This window comes from Aeromonas sp. FDAARGOS 1403 (genome assembly GCF_019047325.1).
GTDB classification, from domain to species: Bacteria; Pseudomonadota; Gammaproteobacteria; order Enterobacterales; family Aeromonadaceae; genus Aeromonas; species Aeromonas dhakensis.
Genome location: NZ_CP077249.1, coordinates 3,862,210 through 3,881,460, shown reverse-complemented (window position 1 = coordinate 3,881,460; position 19,251 = coordinate 3,862,210). Strand labels below are relative to the sequence as shown.

At 62.7% G+C, this 19,251-nt stretch carries 14 protein-coding genes; 5 read left to right on the top strand and 9 right to left on the bottom strand.

Annotated elements, in window-relative coordinates:
• Positions 1-35: 35 nt before the first annotated feature.
• From asnB to I6L33_RS17880, 4 genes are all read right to left on the bottom strand, one after another.
• On the bottom strand, positions 36-1,700 hold the full coding sequence (asnB, locus tag I6L33_RS17895) for an asparagine synthase B (RefSeq protein ID WP_216973038.1): 1,665 nt from the start codon (positions 1,698-1,700) through the stop codon (positions 36-38).
• A 206-nt stretch (positions 1,701-1,906) separates the two neighbouring features.
• Positions 1,907-2,272: a cupin domain-containing protein gene (locus I6L33_RS17890; RefSeq protein WP_216973037.1), complete on the bottom strand. Its 366-nt coding sequence runs from the start codon at positions 2,270-2,272 to the stop codon at positions 1,907-1,909.
• A gap of 125 nt (positions 2,273-2,397) precedes the next feature.
• Positions 2,398-3,972 (bottom strand): cation:proton antiporter family protein, encoded by a 1,575-nt coding sequence (locus I6L33_RS17885; RefSeq protein WP_010633618.1) that lies wholly within the window; start codon positions 3,970-3,972, stop codon positions 2,398-2,400.
• A 56-nt stretch (positions 3,973-4,028) separates the two neighbouring features.
• Positions 4,029-4,778, bottom strand: a complete 750-nt coding sequence (locus I6L33_RS17880; protein ID WP_005302324.1) for an HAD-IIA family hydrolase — start codon at positions 4,776-4,778, stop codon at positions 4,029-4,031.
• A gap of 212 nt (positions 4,779-4,990) precedes the next feature.
• On the opposite strand from I6L33_RS17880, the gene I6L33_RS17875 reads away from it, so the two are divergent.
• A complete protein-coding gene (locus I6L33_RS17875; protein ID WP_216973036.1) occupies positions 4,991-6,010 on the top strand; it encodes an adenosine deaminase in 1,020 nt (339 codons plus the stop codon).
• An 81-nt stretch (positions 6,011-6,091) separates the two neighbouring features.
• On the opposite strand, the gene I6L33_RS17870 is transcribed toward I6L33_RS17875, so the two are convergent.
• The 3 genes from I6L33_RS17870 to I6L33_RS17860 form a co-directional block, all read right to left on the bottom strand.
• Positions 6,092-7,213 carry an alkene reductase gene (locus I6L33_RS17870; protein WP_216973035.1) on the bottom strand — a complete coding sequence of 374 codons (1,122 nt, stop codon included), beginning with the start codon at positions 7,211-7,213 and terminating at the stop codon, positions 6,092-6,094.
• Between the two features lie 186 nt (positions 7,214-7,399).
• Entirely contained in the window at positions 7,400-8,935 is a 1,536-nt protein-coding gene (locus I6L33_RS17865; protein WP_017764197.1) for a TerC family protein, read from the bottom strand.
• 297 nt (positions 8,936-9,232) lie between these two features.
• Complete coding sequence (locus I6L33_RS17860) at positions 9,233-10,159, bottom strand: cation diffusion facilitator family transporter (RefSeq protein WP_010633622.1); 927 nt, start codon at positions 10,157-10,159, stop codon at positions 9,233-9,235.
• Between the two features lie 169 nt (positions 10,160-10,328).
• Between I6L33_RS17860 and I6L33_RS17855 the strand changes: the two genes are divergently transcribed.
• The 4 genes from I6L33_RS17855 (at position 10,329) to I6L33_RS17840 (ending at position 16,537) form a co-directional block, all read left to right on the top strand.
• Complete coding sequence (locus tag I6L33_RS17855; RefSeq protein ID WP_208200967.1) at positions 10,329-13,385, top strand: FAD-binding and (Fe-S)-binding domain-containing protein; 3,057 nt, start codon at positions 10,329-10,331, stop codon at positions 13,383-13,385.
• On the top strand, positions 13,385-13,873 hold the full coding sequence (locus tag I6L33_RS17850) for a hypothetical protein (RefSeq protein WP_201883668.1): 489 nt from the start codon (positions 13,385-13,387) through the stop codon (positions 13,871-13,873). Before I6L33_RS17855 ends, I6L33_RS17850 begins: the two co-directional genes overlap by 1 nt.
• A gap of 126 nt (positions 13,874-13,999) precedes the next feature.
• On the top strand, positions 14,000-14,461 hold the full coding sequence (locus I6L33_RS17845; protein WP_017784872.1) for a hotdog fold thioesterase: 462 nt from the start codon (positions 14,000-14,002) through the stop codon (positions 14,459-14,461).
• Between the two features lie 180 nt (positions 14,462-14,641).
• Complete coding sequence (locus tag I6L33_RS17840) at positions 14,642-16,537, top strand: DEAD/DEAH box helicase (RefSeq protein WP_005302298.1); 1,896 nt, start codon at positions 14,642-14,644, stop codon at positions 16,535-16,537.
• Positions 16,538-16,917: 380 nt separating this feature from the next.
• On the opposite strand, the gene I6L33_RS17835 is transcribed toward I6L33_RS17840, so the two are convergent.
• Together I6L33_RS17835 and rnt are read right to left on the bottom strand one after the other, a co-directional pair.
• Positions 16,918-18,240, bottom strand: coding sequence for a Na+/H+ antiporter family protein (locus I6L33_RS17835; protein WP_216973034.1), 1,323 nt, complete (start codon positions 18,238-18,240; stop codon positions 16,918-16,920).
• A 270-nt stretch (positions 18,241-18,510) separates the two neighbouring features.
• Positions 18,511-19,170 carry a ribonuclease T gene (gene rnt / locus I6L33_RS17830; RefSeq protein WP_010633628.1) on the bottom strand — a complete coding sequence of 220 codons (660 nt, stop codon included), beginning with the start codon at positions 19,168-19,170 and terminating at the stop codon, positions 18,511-18,513.
• Positions 19,171-19,251: the final 81 nt, after the last annotated feature.

Sequence of the window (19,251 nt, the reverse complement as noted above, 5' to 3'; positions counted from 1 at the left end):
GGCTTGGCATTGAGGCAAGGGAGGTCGCCGGCAGATCAGTAACCCTGCTGGTGGACGTCCATCACGGCGCGACCGGACGGGTCGGCCATCTCCTTGAACTTGGCATCCCACTCCAGCGCAGTCGGAGTGGAGCAGGCGACCGACTTGCCGTAGGGCACGGTACGGGCGGCGGACTCCAGCGGGAAGTGCTCGTCAAAGATGGCGCGGTAGTAGTAGGCCTCCTTGGTGAGCGGGGTGTTGACGGGGAAGCGGAAGGCTGCCGCCTCGAACATCTGATCCGTCACTTCCTGCTCGACCATGGCTTTCAGACTGTCGATCCACGAATAGCCCACGCCATCGGAGAACTGCTCTTTCTGGCGCCATGCCACTTCATGGGGCAGCAGATCCTCGAACGCTTCGCGCAGGATGTGCTTCTCGATCTTGCCCTTGCCGCACATCTTGTCGGCAGGCTGCAGGCGCATCGCCACGTCCATGAACTCCTTGTCGAGGAAGGGCACGCGACCCTCCACCCCCCAGGCGGCCATCGACTTGTTGGCGCGCAGGCAGTCATAGAGGTGCAAAGAGGCGAGCTTGCGCACGTTCTCTTCGTGGAACTCGCGCGCGTTGGGCGCCTTATGGAAGTAGAGGTAGCCGCCGAACAGCTCGTCGGAGCCTTCGCCCGAGAGCACCATCTTGATCCCCATCGCCTTGATGTAGCGCGCCATCAGGTACATCGGCGTAGAGGCGCGGATGGTGGTGACGTCATAGGTCTCGAGGTGATAGATGACATCCCGCAAGGCATCCAGACCTTCCTGCACGGTGAAGTGGATCTGGTGGTGGATGGTGCCGAGGTGATCGGCGACCTTGCGGGCGGCGGCGAGATCCGGCGAGCCTTCCAGACCAACGGCGAAGGAGTGCAGCTGGGGCCACCAGGCCTCGCTCTTGCCATCGTCTTCAACCCGGCGGGCAGCATAGAGCTTGGTGATGGCGGAGATGACGGACGAATCCAGCCCGCCGGAGAGCAGCACGCCGTAGGGCACATCGCACATCAGCTGGCGCTTGACCGCCGCTTCCAGCGCGGCTTTGAGCTCGGCCTTGTCGCTGACGTTGTGCTCGACCGCGCCGTACTCCATCCAGTCACGTTTGTACCAAGTTTTAAGCTCGCCATCCTTGCTCCACAGGTAGTGTCCCGGTGGGAAGGTTTCGACGCTCTTGCACACTGGCACCAGCGCCTTCATCTCGGAGGCGACGTAGAAGTTGCCGTGTTCGTCGCGGCCGGTATAGAGGGGGATGATCCCCATGTGGTCGCGACCAATCAGGTAGGCATCCTGCTCGGCGTCATAGAGGATGAAGGCGAAGATGCCGTTGAGATCGTCCAAAAAGGCGGGGCCCTTCTCCTTGTAGAGGGCCAGCAGCACTTCGCAGTCGGAGTGGGTCTGGAAGCGGAAGTCGACCTTGAGGTTCTTCTCCAGCTCCTTGTGGTTGTAGATCTCGCCGTTGACGGCCAGCACATGGGTGCGCTCGGGGTTGTAGAGCGGCTGGGCGCCGTTGCCCGGGTCGACGATGGCCAGGCGCTCGTGCACCAGAATGGCTTTGTCGGAGCTGTAGACGCCGGACCAGTCAGGACCGCGGTGACGCAATCGCTTGGACATCTCCAGCGCCGATTTGCGCAGGGCGGCCGCATCGGATTTGATGTCCAGAATGCCGAAAATAGAACACATTGGCGGTAATCCTCTTGATTTTTATATGAGCCCCCCACGTTCGGGCTCGAAATTCCATTTACATTCCTCGCCAATCACAATGCCTAGTGCAAAAACCTTTTGCAAGCGGGAAAACCGCAGAAAATCATGCCATAAGCATCAAGCAGGTAGGGGAGTGCGGCGACCCGTCCGGCCGCCGGAAAAAAGAGGGGAGATTGACGTGAACGTCAGCTGGTGGGCTCGAAGATCACATAGAGCTTGCGGCAGGGGGTGAGGGTCTCCCACTCCCCGACAAAGCCGGCGGGAATGACAAACTGATCGCCGGGTTTGAGGGGCAGCCTGCCGCCCTGGCCGTCGTGGATCACCGCCTCGCCCTCCAGCAGCTGGCAATACTCGTGCTCGGTGTAGTGGATGGCCCAGCGGCCCGGCTCGCAGTGCCAGAAGCCCACGTGAAACTGCTGGCTGGGATCCGAGTAGTGGTTCCATACCGTCTGGCGCGGGTTGCCGGCGCGCAGGCGCTCGGGGGCGGGCATGAGCGGGATGGGGGCCGCCTCGTGGCGGTCTAGCAAAATCCAGTCGTTGAGGGTCTTCATGCTGCCTCCTTGGCAAGGGATAAAAAACAGGGCCATCCAGGCCCCGTGATTGTTCGTTTTATTAAACGAGGTTGCGCATAACGTAAACGATAGCGCCCTCCTTGCCAAGGGGCTGCTCCCGCCCGTCAGCGTGGCTGCAGCCGCTTGATGACGTGACGGGCGAAGCCGCTGCCCGCTTCGTCGTAGACGTTGAACACCGCATCCACCCCTTGCTCTTTCAGGGAGGCGATGTCGTCCTCGAAGCGGACGATGGCGGCAATCTTGCCGGCAAAGCCGTGGCTGCGCAGCTTCTCGATGGCGTAGAGGTTGCCCGAGTGGTGAGGCATGGCCAGCAGCACCAGGTTGACCTGGTTGGAGAGCAGCACCTTGTCCCAGAAGTCGGTATCGGTGGCATCACCCTCGATGACGTTCATCCCCTGGGCGCGCAGGGTGGGCAGCTTGTCGCTGTCGTTCTCCACACCGAGGATCACGGTGCCGTACTTGTTCTCCAGCTCGAAGTAGGCGCCCTGGCCGATCCGCCCCATGCCGAGGATGATCACCTCGGCATCGCCAAGCTCGATGGGCCTGTCCTCCGGGTGCAGGGTGGTGGCCTGCATGCCGCGCAGCCAGTTGCCGAGCCGATGGTAAATTCGCTCGCTCTGGCCGTTGAGGGGGGCCGAGATCATGAAGCTGGCCGCCAGCGCCAGAGAGAGGGCGACCAGCCACTCGTGGGAGATCCAGCCCGCCTTGGCGGCGATGGCCGCGACGATGAGGCCGAACTCCGAGAAGTTGGTGAGCGCCAGGGTGGAGAGCAGGGCGGTGCGCACCCGCAGGTGGGCGCCACTGTAGACCAGGTAGTAGAGCGCGCTCTTGAGCGGCAGGGCCAGCACCAGTGCCAGCGCCAGCAACATGGTGTCGTGGGTCGGCAGGCCGTTGAGGCCGATGGTGAGAAAAAAGCAGATAAGAAACAAGTCTTTGAGGTTGAACAGCGACTTGGCCAGCCCTGCAGAGGCGGGGTGGGAGGCGATCAGCATGCCGATGATGAGTGCCCCCAGATCCGGTTTGAGCCCCACCACCTCGAAGCCGGCGGCCCCCACCACCAGCGCCAGGAAGATCCCGAACAGCACCTGCAGCTCGCCGTGGCCGGCCCGCTCCAGCAGTTTCAGCAGCAAGGGGCGCAGCAGCGGCAGCCCCAGGATCCAGAGCGCCCAGATGCTGGGCCACTCGCCGCTGGAGACCGCCAGGAAGGCCACCGCGAACAGATCCTGCATCACCAGCACACCGATGGCGAGGCGGGCATAGAGGGCGTTCATGTCACTGCGCTCCTCCAGCACCTTGACCGCAAATACTGTGCTGGAGAAGGAGAGGGCGAAGCCCAGCAGCAGCGCCAGCTTCCAGTCCAGCGACATGGCCAGCGCCAGCCCGAGCCCCTTGCACACCAGCAGCACTACGGTAAAGAGCAGGGTGGAGAGCAGCAGGTGCAAACTGGTGGTGCCCCAGACGTCACGCCGCATCAGGATCTTGACGTTGAGCTTGAGGCCGATGGTGAACAGCAGCAGGGTGACGCCGAGATCGGCCACTTCGCTGAGGGCCGGGGTGTTGTGATAGCCCATGGCGTTGAGGATGAAGCCGGCGGCCAGAAAGCCCAGCAGGGGCGGCAGACCGATGAGGTTGACCAGCATGCCGCAGCCGAAGGCCACGGCGATAAGAATGGGTTCCATGTTGTTTCCTGCGAGGGCAGGGCCGGCCTGCCCTCTTCTCTATCCTGGGTAGCGGGTCAGACGATGTCGATGTCCACTACTGAGTCAAAGATGTGGTTCGGCCGAAATGGCATGCGGTCGATGTCGGCCACCTTGCTCACCCCGGAGAGCACCAGCACCGTCTCGAGGCCGGCCTGGAAGCCCGCCAGAATGTCGGTGCGCAGGTTGTCGCCGATGATGATGGTGTCGTCGGAGTGGGCCTCCATCCGGTTGAGCGCCGCGCGGATGATCCAGGCGCTCGGCTTGCCCACATAGAACGGCTTCTTGCCGGTCATCCGCTCGATGGGGGCGCACAGGGCGCCGCAGGCCGGGTGCATCATGGGGCCGTGGGTATCCGGGTTGGTGGCGATGAAGCGGGCCCCCTGATCGACGAACTTGGCCCCCAGCTGCATCATGGTCCAGTTGTAGTTGCGGGTCTCGCCCACCACCACGAAGTCGGGGTCGATGTCGGTGATGGTGAAACCGGCCTTGTAGAGTTCGTGGGTCAGCGCCCCTTCGCCGATCACATAGGCCTTCTTGCCGTCCTGGCGCTTGAGAAAGTCGGCGGTACCCATGGCGGAGGTGTAGAAGCACTCCTCCGGCACCTCGATCCCGGCGGAGCGGAAGCGGTTTTGCAGATCTTTCTGGGTCTGGGCCGGGTAGTTGGTCAGAAACAGCAGCTTGCTGCCCTGCTCCAGCAGGCGGTGGACGAAACGGTCGGCGCCCGGCACCAGATCGTTGTTGTGCAGGATGACGCCGTCGATGTCGCAGATGACGCTTTTCTTCATGGGGACTCCTTGTGTAGGCGCAAGAGGCGGCGGAAAGTTGCGCCAACTCTCAAGATCTTCAAATAGTTATGTTGTTTTTGTGACGCCATTATAAGTCTGTTTGATGACAAGTCTCCCCCATAAACAGAGATAGGTGCACAATCAATTGCAGGGGAGGGAGCCGCTCTGCCACTGGCGGGTCCCGCTGTCTGTGCACTGATGGAGCCGTCATCATGGATAACTTTATTGCCGGTCTGCCCAAGCTGGAGCTGCACCTCCATATCGAAGGCTCGCTCGAGCCGGAACTGATGTTTGCCCTGGGCCAGCGCAACGGCGTGGCCCTGCCTTGGCCAGACGTGGCCAGCGTGCGCGCCGCCTACGAGTTCGACTGCCTGCAATCTTTCCTCGATCTCTACTACCTGGGGGCCAGCGTACTGGTCACCGAGCAGGACTTCTTCGATCTGACCTGGGCCTATCTGGCGCGCTGCGCCGCCGACAAGGTGGTGCACGTGGAGATCTTCTTCGACCCCCAGACCCACACCGCTCGCGGCATTCCCTTTGCCACCGTGCTGGGCGGCATCGAGCGGGCGCTGCAGCGCGGGGAGAAGGAGCTTGGCATCAGCTGGCGGCTCATCATGAGCTTCTTGCGCCACCTGAGCGAAGAGGAGGCCTTCGCCACGTTGGCAGAGGCGGAGCCCTTCCTGTCGCGCATTCACGGCATCGGCCTCGACTCGGGGGAGAAGGGCAACCCGCCCGGCAAGTTTACCCGGGTGTTTGCCCGCTGCCGCGAGCTGGGGTTGCCGGTGGTGGCCCACGCCGGCGAGGAGGGGCCGGCGGAGTACATCTGGCAGGCCATCCGGGAGCTGGAGGTGCGGCGCATCGATCACGGGGTACGCTGCGTCGACGATCCCGAACTGCTGCGTTATCTCGCCGATACCCGGCTGCCGCTCACCGTCTGCCCCCTCTCCAACACCCGCCTCAAGGTGTTTGACCAGATGGCCCACCACAACGTACTGAATTTGCTGGAGCAAGGGCTGTGCGTCACCATCAACTCGGATGATCCCGCCTATTTCGGCGGCTACATGAACGCCAACTTCCACGCCCTGGCCCATGAGCTGGGGGCCAGCATGAACCAGCTCTGCCGCTTGTCACTCAATGCCGTCGAGGCGAGCTGGCTGAGCCTGGCCGACAAGGCGCGGCTGACCCGGGAGATCAGAAGCTACGCCGCCTGCTACGGGGTCAGCCTCTACTGAGCATTGGCACGCGTGAAAAGCAAAAACGGCGCGCCCACCAGTGATGGTGGGCGCGTTTTTTTATGCCTGGGCGGGTTTGATTCAGGCCGAGTGGGGCTGGGGGGCCGCCTGATAGGTCGGGTAGTCGGTCAGGCCCTTCTCGCCGCCGCCGAACAGGGTAGCCGGATCGTGAGGGGCCAGCGGATAGCCGTGGCGCAGCCGCTCGGGCAGGTCTGGGTTGGCCACGAAGGGGCGACCGAAGCCTATCATGTCGGCCCAGCCCGCCTCGAGCGCCGCCCTGGCGCGCTCGCCGTCGTACTTGCCTGCGTAGATGAGGGTGTTGGGGAAGGCATCGCGCAGCCCCTGCTTGAAGCTCTCTGCCATCAGCGGGGCGTCGTCCCAGTCCGCTTCGGCAACGTGCAGGTAGACCACGTCGAGCCGGCCCAGCAGGCGGGCGGCGGCCAGATAGGTCTCCTGCGGATTGGCATCCACGGTGCCGTTCAAGGTGGTGAGCGGCGCGAGGCGCACCCCGACCCGGTCGGCCCCGATCTCGCTGCAGACCGCCTCGGTCACCTCTTTCAAGAAGCGCAGCCGATTTTCGAGCGAACCGCCGTAGCCGTCGGTGCGGGTATTGGACTCGGAGTCGAGGAACTGGTTGATGAGGTAGCCGTTGGCGGCGTGCAGCTCGATGCCGTCAAAGCCGGCCAGCATGGCGTTGTGGGCCGCCTGGCGAAACTGCCCCACCACCTGGTCGATGTCGGCCTGGGTCATGGCGCGCGGGGTGACGGTCTCGACAAACCCGGGGGCGTCGCTGCCGTTGTCGACGAACACCTTGACCCCTTTGGCCTGAATGGCGGAGGAGGAGATGGGCTGGGCGCCGCCGAGGTTGTCAGGGTGAGTGACCCGGCCCACGTGCCAGAGCTGGGCGAACATGGTGCCGCCCTTGGCGTGCACGGCGTCGGTCACCAGCTTCCAGCCGGCCACCTGTTCGGCGCTGTGGATCCCCGGCGTCCAGGAGTAGCCCTTGCCCATGGGGTCAATCTGGGTGCCCTCGCTGATGATGAGACCGGCCCCTGCGCGCTGGGCGTAGTAGGTGGCCATCATGGCGTTGGCCACGTCACCGGGCTGGCTGGCGCGGGAGCGGGTCATGGGGGGCATGACGATGCGATTGTTGAGGTGCAGCTGGCCGAGGCGCAGGGGGCAGAACAGGTGATCGTGGTGCATGGTGAATTCCTCATGGTGATGATGGGCTCACTCTAGTGCCGGCATCCCTTGCGAAAAAGAGGGGTAATTGCAGATGAGAATTGCGCTGATGACAGCAATGGCGAAATGAGAGAGGAGAAAGGAGGAGGATAAATAGAAAAGGGGACCGACAAGGTCCCCTTTTGCAGCAGGGTTCACGAGATGGCGTCAGGCCGCCAGCGGCATGACGCGCACCCGCTCGATACGCCGCTCGCTCACCTCGACCACCTCGAAGCAGAGCTGCTGCAGTTGCAGCTGCTGGCCCGGGGCGGGCAGGGTGCCGAAGTGGGAGAGCAGCATGCCGGCGAGAGTCACGTACTCGTCGCTCTCGCTCACCAGCCCTTCGTGCTCCAGCACCTGCTCCACGTGGTGGATGTTGGTGCTGCCGTTGATGAGCCAGCCAGCCCCGTCGCGGACCATGTCCGGTGTCTCATCTTCATCGGGCAGCTCGCCGACGATGGCCTCCAGCAGGTCGTGGGTGGTGACCAGCCCCTGGATGATGCCGAACTCGTCGGCCACCAGGATGAGGCTGCCCTTGGCCTGTCGCAGCTCCGCCAGCAGCTTAATTACGTTGATGGTCTGCGGCACGATAATGGGGTCGTTCTGTTTGGCCAGCGCGCTCAGGGACTGCCCCTCGTTGAGGGCAAACAGCAGATCGCGCGCCTTGACCACCCCGATCACCTCGTCCAGATCGCCGTCACAGACCGGGAACAGGCTGTGGGGCTCCTGCTTCAGCAGGGCGCGGATCTCGTCATCGGTGTCGTTGACGTCGATCCAGGCCATCTCGGAGCGCGGGGTCATGATGGTACGGATGGAGCGATCGGCCAGCGACAGCACCCCGGTCACCATGTAGCGCTCCTCCTCGCCAAAGCTCACCGGCTCGGGGGCGGGGGCATCCAGATCGTCGTCCGGTTTGTCCTGATACGCCTTGCTGCCCATCAGCTTGAAGATGGCGGCTGTGGTGCGCTCGCGCAGGGGCAGCTTGGCCTCGTGGCGCTCGGCACTGCGCTGGGAGAGCTGGTTGAAGAACTCGATCAGCACCGAGAAGCCGATGGCCGCATAGAGGTAGCCCTTCGGAATATGGAAACCGAACCCTTCCGCCACCAGGCTGAAGCCGATCATCAAGAGGAAGCTCAGACAGAGCACCACCACTGTGGGGTGGGCGTTGACGAAGCGGGTCAGCGGCTTGGAGGCGAGCACCATCACCACCATGGCGATGGTCACGGCCGCCATCATGACGCCGAGGTGTTCTACCATGCCGACGGCGGTGATGATGGAGTCCAGCGAGAAGATGGCATCCAGCACCAGGATCTGGGTGATCACTACGCCAAAGCTGGCGTAGACGCCGACCGGCCCCTCTTCGGGCGGCTTGGCCTCCAGCCGCTCGTGCAACTCGGAGGTGGCCTTGAACAGCAGGAACAGGCCGCCCCCCATCAGGATCAGGTCCCGCCCGGAGAAGGGGTGATCCCAGATGTGCAGGATGGGGGTGGTCAGGGTGACCAGCCAGGACATGACGCTCAGGAGCCCCAGGCGCATCAGCAGGGCCAGCGACAGGCCGATGATGCGGGCCTTGTCCCGCTGGGCGGGGGGCAGTTTTTTCACCAGAATGGCGATGAAGACCAGGTTGTCGATCCCGAGCACGATTTCCAGAACGATCAGGGTAAACAGACCGATCCAGATGTGGGGATCCAGCAGCAATTCCATGTAGTGACCTCAATAAAAACAGACAGAGCAAAGAGTGATCACGGCGCACGACGGCCGTAGTGACAGCAAGGCTATGACGTTATTCAGAGGCGCTGATTAAGCAGGTAAAGATAGGTTTTGACGGGAAGAAACGAAGGGCAACTTCGGGGATTGTCCATGATGGGCAATAAAACCTCGGGTTAAAAGTGAGCCCTGATGATAGCGGTTGGCGTCGTTTTGGCAAGAGGGAAGCCATGAAGATGTGATGACAGGGGGAGGCGGCGGCTGGCCTCCCCCAAACGGCAGTTCAAGCGGCGGTTACAGCCAGCGCTTTTCGCGGGTGAAGCAGACCGACAGCCAGGCGTCCCCCAGGGTATCGCCGAGGCGGGACCAGAGCTCCTGGCGCAGGGCATCTTGGCGCTCGATGGGCCACTCCTGACCTGGGGCCACCAGGATGTTGAGCTCGAGATCGAAGCGGCGGCCGCTTTTCGCCAGATGGCTGTAGCACTCGACGCCATGGCGCAGGCGCAGGGCCTCGACTTCGTTTGCCACCAGCCGGGAGACATCCCCCTTGGGGGCAATTTTCAGCACTTCCCGCAGGTTGCGACCGAGCACCTTGATGGGAATGAGGGTGGCGCACAGGGCCAAGAGAGAGACCAGCAGCGGGTCTATGTAGCGGTTGTAGTGGCCGTAGCCGATGGCATCGAGGCCAATGGCGACCACGAAGCCGATGAGCAGGGTGGTGCTGAGCAGGGTGTCCACCAGCCACTCCTTGGAGTCCACCCGCACCAGCTCTGAGTTGACCCGCTCGGCCACGTTGGCCTCGACCAGATAGATGATGCCGCAGAAGAAGGTGGAGACGACGGCATAGATGAGGGCGTGGCCGAGATCGATCTCCCGTCCCCCCGCCAGCAGGGTGGTCAGGCCGTTGTAGAGCGCCGCCAGACAGAGCAGCAGAATGATGGTGCCGTTGATGACGTTGGCGATGGGTTCGAAGTGGGCGTAGCCGTATTGAAAACGGGCGTCGGAGGGGCGGGTGACCAGGTAGGCGGTGATGAGCCCGAGGCCCGTCATGCCCATGCTGAACAGGGTGAAGATGCCGTCGAGCATGATGGCGTTGGATCCGACGAAGAGGCCATAGCCGATGCCGAAAATAGCAAAGGTGATGCAACCAAACAGCGACAGGGTCAGCGCCTGTTTTTCGGTGCGGATAAGCGTACTGATAACATGGCTGTAGTGAGCCATAAAAGTCCTCCTTTCAAATGGTGAAGATTGCGCGCGCAAGCGGTTTTCTAGCTGATATACTGCCCGCTCACATGTGAGCGGACTGGTTCGGGGGCCCGCGAAGAGGCTGGCCCGAACGGTCGTTGTCGCCGGAATGCCGGCATCAAGCAAAGGATGGGAACAAGGATTCATGATCCCGAGACTCGATTACCAGGACAGTTTGTCACCTACAACCCTGCAGTTTCTTGAGTTGCTGGCGCGATCAGCATTTCGTGGTGATATCGAAAAGTCTTATGCAAGCCGGTTGGCGATGGCGACGGATAACAGCGTCTATCAGGTCGTACCTCAGGCGGTTCTCTATCCGCGCAGCGCGGACGATATAGCGGTGATGCTCAAGCTGGCCCAGGGGCCCGAGTACGCAGCCTTGAGTTTCTTCCCTCGCGGCGGCGGTACCGGCACCAATGGTCAATCCTTGGGCGGCGGCATTATCGTCGATCTCTCGCGCCATATGAACCAGATCATGGAAATTAATCTGGAAGAGGGTTGGGTGCGAGCCCAGGCCGGGGTGGTGAAGGATCAGCTCAACGCCTATTTGAAGCCTCATGGCTACTTCTTCTCGCCGGATCTCTCCACCTCCAACCGCGCCACCCTGGGAGGCATGGTCAACACCGACGCCTCCGGGCAGGGGTCGCTGGTGTACGGCAAGACCTCGGATCACGTGCTGGGTCTCAAGGCCGTGCTGGAAAACGGCGAACTCATGGCCACCGAGCCGGTGACCGGTGAGCGACTGGCTGACAAGCTGGCGCTGGAGAGTCGTGAAGGGGAGATCTATCGCACCCTCTATCGCATAGGCCGCGAGCGGCGCGCCGACATCGAGGCCACCTTCCCCAAACTCAACCGCTTTCTGACCGGATACGATCTCAAGCACCTTTATATTCCAGAGAGCGACACCCTGGACGTGAGCCGGGTGCTGTGCGGCTCGGAAGGCTCCCTGGGCTTTATCACCGAAGCCAGGCTCAACATCACCCCCATCCCGCGCTACCGCACGCTCGTCAACGTCAAGTACGACAGCTTCCCCTCGGCCCTGCGCAACGCCCCCTTTATGGTGGAGGCCCACGCCCTGTCGGTGGAGACGGTGGACTCCCGGGTGCTGGGGCTGGCCCGCGCCGACATCATCTGGCACTCGGTGAAGGATCTCATCCAGGACGTACCCGGCAAGGATCTGCAGGGGCTCAACATCGTCGAGTTTGCCGACACCGACGAGGATGCGCACAAGGCCAAGGTGGCCGAGCTGTGCCGGCGCATCGACGGCCTGCTGGCGCGTGGTGAAGCCGGGGTCATCGGCTATCAGGTGTGCGACCACCTGCCGAGCATCGAGACCATCTACGGCATGCGCAAGAAGTCGGTAGGGCTGCTCGGCAACGCCGAGGGGCGCAAGAAGCCGGTGGCCTTCACCGAAGACACTGCCGTGCCGCCGGAATCCTTGGCCGATTTCATCATGGAGTTTCGTGCCCTGCTGGACGCCCATGGCCTCGACTACGGCATGTTCGGCCACGTCGATGCCGGGGTGCTGCACGTGCGCCCGGCGCTGGACTTGTGCGACCCCGAGCAGGAGGTGTTGCTGCGGCGCATCTCCGATCAGGTGGTGGCGCTGACCGCCAAATATGGCGGCCTGATGTGGGGGGAGCACGGCAAGGGCTTTCGCTCCGAATACAGCCCCGCCTTCTTCGGCGAGCTGTGGGAGGAGTTGCAACGGGTCAAGGGGGCGTTCGACCCGGCCAATCGCATCAACCCGGGCAAGATCTGCATGCCTTACGGCAGCGGTGCCGAGCTTGTCTCGGTGGATGGGCCCAAGCGCGGCAAGTTTGACCGCCAGATCCCGCTGGCGGTGCGCACCAGCTATACCCGGGCGCTCGATTGCAACGGCAATGGCCTGTGCTTCACCTTCGAGACTGACTCCCCCATGTGCCCCTCGGTCAAGATCAGCCGCGATCGCCGCCACTCCCCCAAGGGGCGGGCCGGCCTGATGCGCGAATGGCTGCGCCAGCTGGCGGAGCAGGGCTTCGACCCTCTTGCCGAAGAGGTGGCGCTGCAAAGCGGCGGTCTGCGCTTCAAGCAGATTGTCGACAAGTTCCGCAATACGGTGGCCCGCGCTCGCGGCCAGTATGACTTCTCCCACGAGGTGATGGAGACGATGGAGGGGTGCCTGGCGTGCAAGGCGTGCACCAGCCAGTGCCCCATCAAGGTGGATGTACCCACCTTCCGCGCCCGCTTCATGCAGCTCTATCACAGCCGCTATCTGCGTGGACCCAAGGATTACTTCGTCGGCACGGTGGAAGCTTACGCTCCTCTGCTGGCCAAGGCGCCGAAACTGGTCAACTTTTTCCTCGAGAAAGAGTGGGCCCAGAAGGCGACCGAGAAGAGTATCGGCATGGTGGACGTGCCGCTCTTGAGCGTGCCGACCCTGGCCGAGGAGCTGCGCGACCATCGCGCCCGCTATTTCGACCTGCCGGGGCTGGAGGCCATGAGCCCCGAGCAGCGTCAAAAAGTGGTGCTCATCGTGCAGGATCCCTTCACCAGCTACTACGACGCCCCCGTGGTGCGGGACCTGGTGAAGCTGGCCAGCAAGCTCGGCCTGCAGCCCTATCTGCTGCCGTTCAAGCCCAACGGCAAGCCCCAGCACGTGAAGGGTTTCCTGCGCGCCTTTGCCCGTACCGCGGCCAGCAGCGCCCAGTTCCTCAACAAGGTGGCGGCGCTTGGCATCCCCATGGTGGGGGTCGATCCCTCCCTGGTGCTCTGCTATCGGGATGAATACGTGAAGGCGCTCGGCCCCGCTCGCGGGGACTTCCAGGTGATGTTGCCTCAGGAGTGGTTGCTCTCCCTGCCGGCCGAGGCGCTGCCGGTGCGGGAAGAGGCCGGCAGCGAGCCTTGGTATCTGTTCGCTCACTGCACCGAGAAGACCGCCAAGCCCACCACCCACGGTGACTGGAGCACCCTGTTCCGCCGCTTCGGTGCCACCCTGCAACCGGTCTCGGTGGGCTGCTGCGGCATGGCCGGTACCTATGGCCACGACGCTAAACAGGTGGAGAACTCCAAAGGCATCTATGGTCTGAGCTGGGCCGAGCCCCTCGCGCGCCTGCCCAAGGAGCGCTGCCTGGCCACCGGTTATTCGTGCCGCAGCCAGGTCAAGCGGATGGAAGGGGAGAAGCTCAAGCACCCGTTGCAGGCCCTGCTGGAACTGCTCTGATGCTGACGCTACCCAAGCGGTTTCGGGTGCCGCAAGCCTATCGGCACCCGCACTTCCTGCTGCTGCCGGTCAGCCCGGCCCAGGCGGTGGTGGAGTTCGTCGCCATGCTGCGCGAGCGCGAGCAGCTCCATCAGCTGTTTCGCCCGGATGATGTGTGGCCTTCCGCCAATTTCAGCTTGAGCCAGCACGAGGCCGATCTGGAGTGGCAGCGCTCCGAGTTCCTGGCCAAGCGCTCCTTTGCCTATGGCCTCTGGAGCCCGGCGCGGGAACCCGAGTTCTGGGGCGGGGTTTACCTCTACCCCTCGGTGCTGCCGGAGGTGGCGGTGGAGCTCTTCTTCTGGAAGGTGGCTGAGGCGCCGCTCACCGATGTCGAACTGGAGGCCGAACTGCGCGCCTGGCTTGGCAAGGTGTGGCAGTGGCCCGAGCCGAGTCTGCCTGGGCGGGACGTCCCCTGGGCCGAATGGCCCGGGGTGACCTATCCCTGGTGAGGATCAACCTCGATGCAAGATGCCCCAGCGTGGGCATCTTTTTTTTTATGCCTTTTTCGCCGACACTGCTGGTTTGCCGCTACGGCGCAGCGATAACCCATTGATCACAGAAGGAGTCAGCTCGTCATGAGTCAAGAGAACGCCCCCATCTGGCGCAAGCCCATGAGCCTTGAGGGGCTCAACGCCAGCTCCCGCAACACCCTGATGGCCCACCTCGACATCGTCTACACCGCCTTTGGCCCTGACTGGCTGGAGGCCACCATGCCGGTGGATCACCGCACCCATCAGCCGCTCGGCATGCTGCACGGCGGCGCCTCCGTGGTGCTGGCGGAGACGCTGGGTTCCTTGGCGGCCAACATGGCGGTCGGGGCGGACAGTTACTGCGTGGGGCTGGAGGTCAATGCCAACCACTTGAGGGCCAAGCGGGAAGGGGTGGTGACGGGGCGCTGCGCGCCGCTGCATCTGGGGGCGACCACTCAGGTGTGGCAGATAGAAATTCGCGATGAACGTGGTCGTTTATTGTGCACCAGCCGGTTGACCATGGCGGTGCTCAAGCACAAGCGGGACAAGGACTCTGGCGAAGCGTGATCCGCAATCACGCACCATGAGTGAAAAATAAGCAAGCCATAGTCGTCAGATCCCTCTATAATTGCCAACGTCTTGAGAGGCCTATCACATTTTTCAAGACAGCAGAACAAAGTGGCGCTATAATCGCCGCCTTTTTGCTATTCCGCGGTGTTAGCCGCCTGCCTTAATCTGGAAGAATCTATGTCTGATACCGAACAACTGCCCCTTTTTAGTGAGCTTGGACTGGCCGCGCCTGTACTGAAAGCGCTGCAGGACGTGGGCTATGAGCGCCCGTCCCCCATCCAGGCCGCAGCAATTCCCCACCTGATGGCGGGCCACGATCTGCTGGGGCAGGCGCAAACCGGTACAGGGAAGACCGCTGCTTTTGCCTTGCCTCTGTTGTCTCGTCTGGAAGCTGGTAACCGCAACACCCAGATCCTGGTGCTGGCGCCTACCCGCGAACTGGCCCTGCAGGTGGCTGAAGCGTGCCAACGCTATGCCCACCACATGCCTGACTTCCACGTGCTGCCCATCTACGGCGGCGCCTCCTACGAAACCCAGACCCGCGCCCTGCGTCGCGGTGCTCAGGTTGTTGTGGGTACTCCGGGCCGTGTGATGGATCTGATCCGTCGCAAGAACCTGGACCTCTCCGGTCTGAAAGCCCTGGTGCTGGACGAAGCGGACGAAATGCTGCGCATGGGCTTCATCGACGACGTGGACTGGATCATGGATCAGTGCCCGGCCGGTCGTCAGGTTGCCCTGTTCTCTGCCACCATGCCGGAGCAGATCCGTCGTGTGGCCCAGAAGCACCTGAAGCAGCCCAAAGAGATCAAGATCGCCTCCAAGACAGCTACCGCCACCACCATTCGCCAGCGCTACTGGCAGGTGACCGGTCTGCACAAACTGGACGCCATGACCCGTCTGCTGGAAGTGGAACCCTACGAAGCGCTGCTGGTGTTCGTGCGTACCAAGAACGCCGCCGAAGAGCTGGCCGGCAAGCTGGCTGCTCGTGGTCACGCCTGTGAAGCGCTGCACGGCGACATCCCGCAGAAGCTGCGTGAGCGTACCGTCGACAAGCTGCGTCAGGGCCAGCTGGACATCCTGATCGCCACCGACGTGGTTGCTCGTGGTCTGGACGTTGAGCGTATCACCCACGTAGTGAACTACGACATTCCGTACGACACCGAATCCTACGTTCACCGTATCGGCCGTACCGGCCGTGCCGGTCGCAAGGGCGAGGCCATCCTGTTCGTGGCTCCGCGCGAGCGCCGCATGCTGCGCGCCATCGAGCACGCTACCCGTCAGGCCATCGAGCCGATGAAGATGCCGAGCACCGAGGACATCAACCAGCACCGTCTGGCCAAGTTCAAGGAGCGCATCCGCGAAACCATGATGGGCGAAGAGCTCGAGATCTACGTGAACCTGGTGAACGAGCTGATCGAAGAGGATTCTGCCGATCCGCTGGAGCTGGCTGCCGCACTGGCCAAGCTGGTACAGGGTGATCAGCCGCTGCTGCTGGATGACTCCATCCCGGATCCGCTGTTCAGCAACAACAACGATCGCGGTGGTTTCGAGCGTCGTGAGTTCAACGACCGCGGCGGTCGTGACTTCGGTGACCGTGGCGATCGTCCGGCCCGTCGTATGCCGTCTCTGGAGCCGCGTCCGCTCAAAGACAACCCGGACGTGGAGATGGAGCGTTACCGCGTAGACGTGGGTGCCCATCACGGCGTCAAGCCGGGCCAGATCGTGGGCGCCATCGCCAACGAAGCGAACATCGAGAGCCGTTTCATCGGCAACATCGACATCGCTGACGACTTCTCCACCGTCGATCTGCCCAAGGGCATCAGCCCGGACGTGCTGGAAGTGATCAAGAAGGCCCGTGTCTGCCAGCGTCCGCTGCAGATCAGCCGCTACACCGAGGTGCCGGCCGGTGGCAACACCAGCAGCCGTCCGCCGCGCGGTGATCGTCCGTTCCGTGGCGACCGTCCTTTCAACAAGGATCGCCGTCCGCAGGGTGACCGTCCCTTCAACAAGGATCGCCGTGAAGGCGGTTTCGACAAGGGTCGCAAGTTCGGTGGCAAGCGCCGCGACAGCTAAGCCCTGATTGTTATCTAAAAAGGCCGCTCATCGAGCGGCCTTTTTGTTGCCTGTGGTTTACCAACGCTGTGCTGGTGGGGCTCATCCATTGAGCGCCATTGATATCGCCGACAGGCTGCCCGGCATCGGCATCGGCATCGGCTGCAAGGTGCAAGATGGTAACTAAGGTTGCCAGCCCATAAGCCGCCTTGTGCCGTTGCGAGCAGAACCTGCGCGAAGGGGAGAGCGAAGCAGAACAAGAGAGGGCCGACAGCGCAGCCAGGAAGGAAAAGTACCTCGCCTGTCCGCTCGTATATTCCGGCGTATACATGGCACTATGAAGGCAGCAAAAAGGCGACCCGTAGGTCGCCTTTTTGTTTTGGTGTGTCTCGCTGCCCGGCTTAGAGCACCATGGCGGCAATCCAGCCGAAGAGGATGAGCGGGATGTTGTAGTGGATGAAGGTCGGCACCACGCTGTCCCAGATATGGTCGTGCTGGCCGTCGGCGTTGAGACCCGAGGTGGGGCCCAGGGTTGAATCCGAGGCGGGCGAGCCCGCGTCCCCCAGCGCGCCGGCCGCACCTACCAGGGCGATGGTGGCCATGGGCGAGAAGCCGAGCTGGATGCACAGTGGCACATAGATGGTGGCGATGATGGGCACGGTGGAGAAGGAGGAGCCGATCCCCATGGTGATGAGCAGGCCCACCAGCAGCATCAGGAGGGCGGCCAGCCCCTTGTGGCCGATCATCATGCCTGCTACGGACTGCACCAGGCTGTCGACCCCGTGGGTCTCCTTCATCACGGCGGCAAAGCCGGCGGCGGAGATCATGATGAAACCGATGAGGGACATCATGCGCACGCCCTGGGTGAAGGCATCCTGACTCTCGCGAAACTTGATGACGCCGCCACAGGTGAAGATGACGAAACCCGCCAGGGCCCCCAGCACTATGCTGTTGGTCATCAGTTGCAGCCCCAGCGCCACGGCGATGGCCAGCAGGGCCACCCAGATGTGACTGAGGTTGAGTTCGACCGTCTCCGGCTCGGCGGCCAGGATCTTCTCCAGATCGTACTGGCGCGGTTTGCGGTAGCTGAAGAAGACGGCGATGAGCAGGCCGCAGAACATGCCAAGCACCGGGATGGCCATCGCCATCGGCAGCTGGCCGAGCTCGACCGGCACGCCGTTGTCGATCAGGTTCTTGGCCAGGATGTTGTTGAGGAAGATGCCACCAAAGCCCACCGGCAGCAGCATGTAGGTCGCTGTCAGGCCGAAGGTGATGACGCAGGCCACCTGACGACGGTCGATCTGCATCTGGGCCATGACGTGCAGCAGCGGCGGGATCAGGATGGGAATGAAGGCGATGTGGACCGGGATCAGGTTCTGGGAAGAGACGGAGACCGCGAGCACGGAGGCGAGCAGCAGGCTCTTGACCCAGAGAATGCGGGTGCTGCTGGCATCCTTGCCGAGCTGGCTGATCACCTTGCGGGCCAGCAGATCGGTGATGCCAGAGCGGGAGATGGCGACGGCGAAGGCACCCAGCATGGCGTAGGAGAGGGCGATCTCGGCGCCGCCACCCAGGCCACCGGTGAAGGTGGAGAGCGTCTGCTCAAGGGTGAGCCCCCCGATCAGACCGCCCGCGATGGCGCCGATGGCGAGGGAGACCACCACATTGATCCGCAGCAGGCTGAGCACCAGCATCAGCGCCACTGCGATAACAACAGGATTCATTTGATTTCCTTATAGTTTGTGTTGCTGTCTGTCGTGTGAAAGGCAGTTAGTTTGCGAAAAATGTGACAAATGTCGAGTAAAAAATCAGGCAGATGGCCTATCTGCAGCATTCACGGCGCTCTGCTGCCGACAACGGGGTCGGAGGCGTGAAAAAAGGCGCTGGATGGCACTTTATTATCTATTCTGGTCAAACCAGATCAGGAATAAACGAGCAGAGGCAAACCGTGTAAAGAAAAGCGGCTGCCGTGGCAGCCTGCTTGAGATCGGGGTTTATTCGCCCCCATCGTCACTCTCGTTGTCCGGGTGAGCGGGTGGCCAGCCACCCAGGCTCTTCCAGCGGTTGACGATGTGGCAGAACAGCTCTGTGGTGCGTTCGGTGTCATAGAGGGCGGAGTGTGCCTCTTTGTTGTCGAACGGGATGCGGGCACTCTGGCACGCCTTAGCCAGCACAGTCTGACCCAGGGCCAGGCCGGAGAGTGCCGCAGTATCGAACGTGGCAAACGGATGGAACGGATTACGCTTCAGGCCGGCCCGCTCGGCGGCGGCCATCACGAAGCCGTGATCGAAGGTGGCGTTGTGGGCCACTATGATGGCGCGGCCGCAATCCTGCTCCTTCATCCCCTTGCGAATGCCCTTGAAGATCTCGGTCAGCGCCTCTTTCTCGCTGACGGCGCCACGCAGGGGATTGAAGGGGTCGATGCCGGTGAAGTCGAGCGCCGCCTTTTCCAGGTTGGCGCCCTCGAACGGTTCGACATGAAAATGGAAGATCTGATCGGGCACGAGCCAGCCCTGCTCGTCCATCTTGAGGGTATGGGCAGCGATCTCCAGCAAAGCGTCGGTTCTGGCATTGAACCCGGCGGTTTCAACATCGATGACGACGGGGTAAAAGCCACGAAAACGGCCCTTGAGGGTGTGAACTGCGTCGGTCATGGTATCTCGGTCGGCGTGAAATGAGGCGGCATTATGGCAAAAAAGCGGGCCCTTGTCCCATCTCCGCCGCCCCTCAGGCGC

Coding starts and splice junctions, on each gene's coding strand:
- asnB (WP_216973038.1), bottom strand. CDS start 1,700: ATGTGTTCTATTTTCGGCATTCTGGACATCAAATCCGATGCGGCCGCC.
- I6L33_RS17890 (WP_216973037.1), bottom strand. CDS start 2,272: ATGAAGACCCTCAACGACTGGATTTTGCTAGACCGCCACGAGGCGGCC.
- I6L33_RS17885 (WP_010633618.1), bottom strand. CDS start 3,972: ATGGAACCCATTCTTATCGCCGTGGCCTTCGGCTGCGGCATGCTGGTC.
- I6L33_RS17880 (WP_005302324.1), bottom strand. CDS start 4,778: ATGAAGAAAAGCGTCATCTGCGACATCGACGGCGTCATCCTGCACAAC.
- I6L33_RS17875 (WP_216973036.1), top strand. CDS start 4,991: ATGGATAACTTTATTGCCGGTCTGCCCAAGCTGGAGCTGCACCTCCAT.
- I6L33_RS17870 (WP_216973035.1), bottom strand. CDS start 7,213: ATGCACCACGATCACCTGTTCTGCCCCCTGCGCCTCGGCCAGCTGCAC.
- I6L33_RS17865 (WP_017764197.1), bottom strand. CDS start 8,935: ATGGAATTGCTGCTGGATCCCCACATCTGGATCGGTCTGTTTACCCTG.
- I6L33_RS17860 (WP_010633622.1), bottom strand. CDS start 10,159: ATGGCTCACTACAGCCATGTTATCAGTACGCTTATCCGCACCGAAAAA.
- I6L33_RS17855 (WP_208200967.1), top strand. CDS start 10,329: ATGATCCCGAGACTCGATTACCAGGACAGTTTGTCACCTACAACCCTG.
- I6L33_RS17850 (WP_201883668.1), top strand. CDS start 13,385: ATGCTGACGCTACCCAAGCGGTTTCGGGTGCCGCAAGCCTATCGGCAC.
- I6L33_RS17845 (WP_017784872.1), top strand. CDS start 14,000: ATGAGTCAAGAGAACGCCCCCATCTGGCGCAAGCCCATGAGCCTTGAG.
- I6L33_RS17840 (WP_005302298.1), top strand. CDS start 14,642: ATGTCTGATACCGAACAACTGCCCCTTTTTAGTGAGCTTGGACTGGCC.
- I6L33_RS17835 (WP_216973034.1), bottom strand. CDS start 18,240: ATGAATCCTGTTGTTATCGCAGTGGCGCTGATGCTGGTGCTCAGCCTG.
- rnt (WP_010633628.1), bottom strand. CDS start 19,170: ATGACCGACGCAGTTCACACCCTCAAGGGCCGTTTTCGTGGCTTTTAC.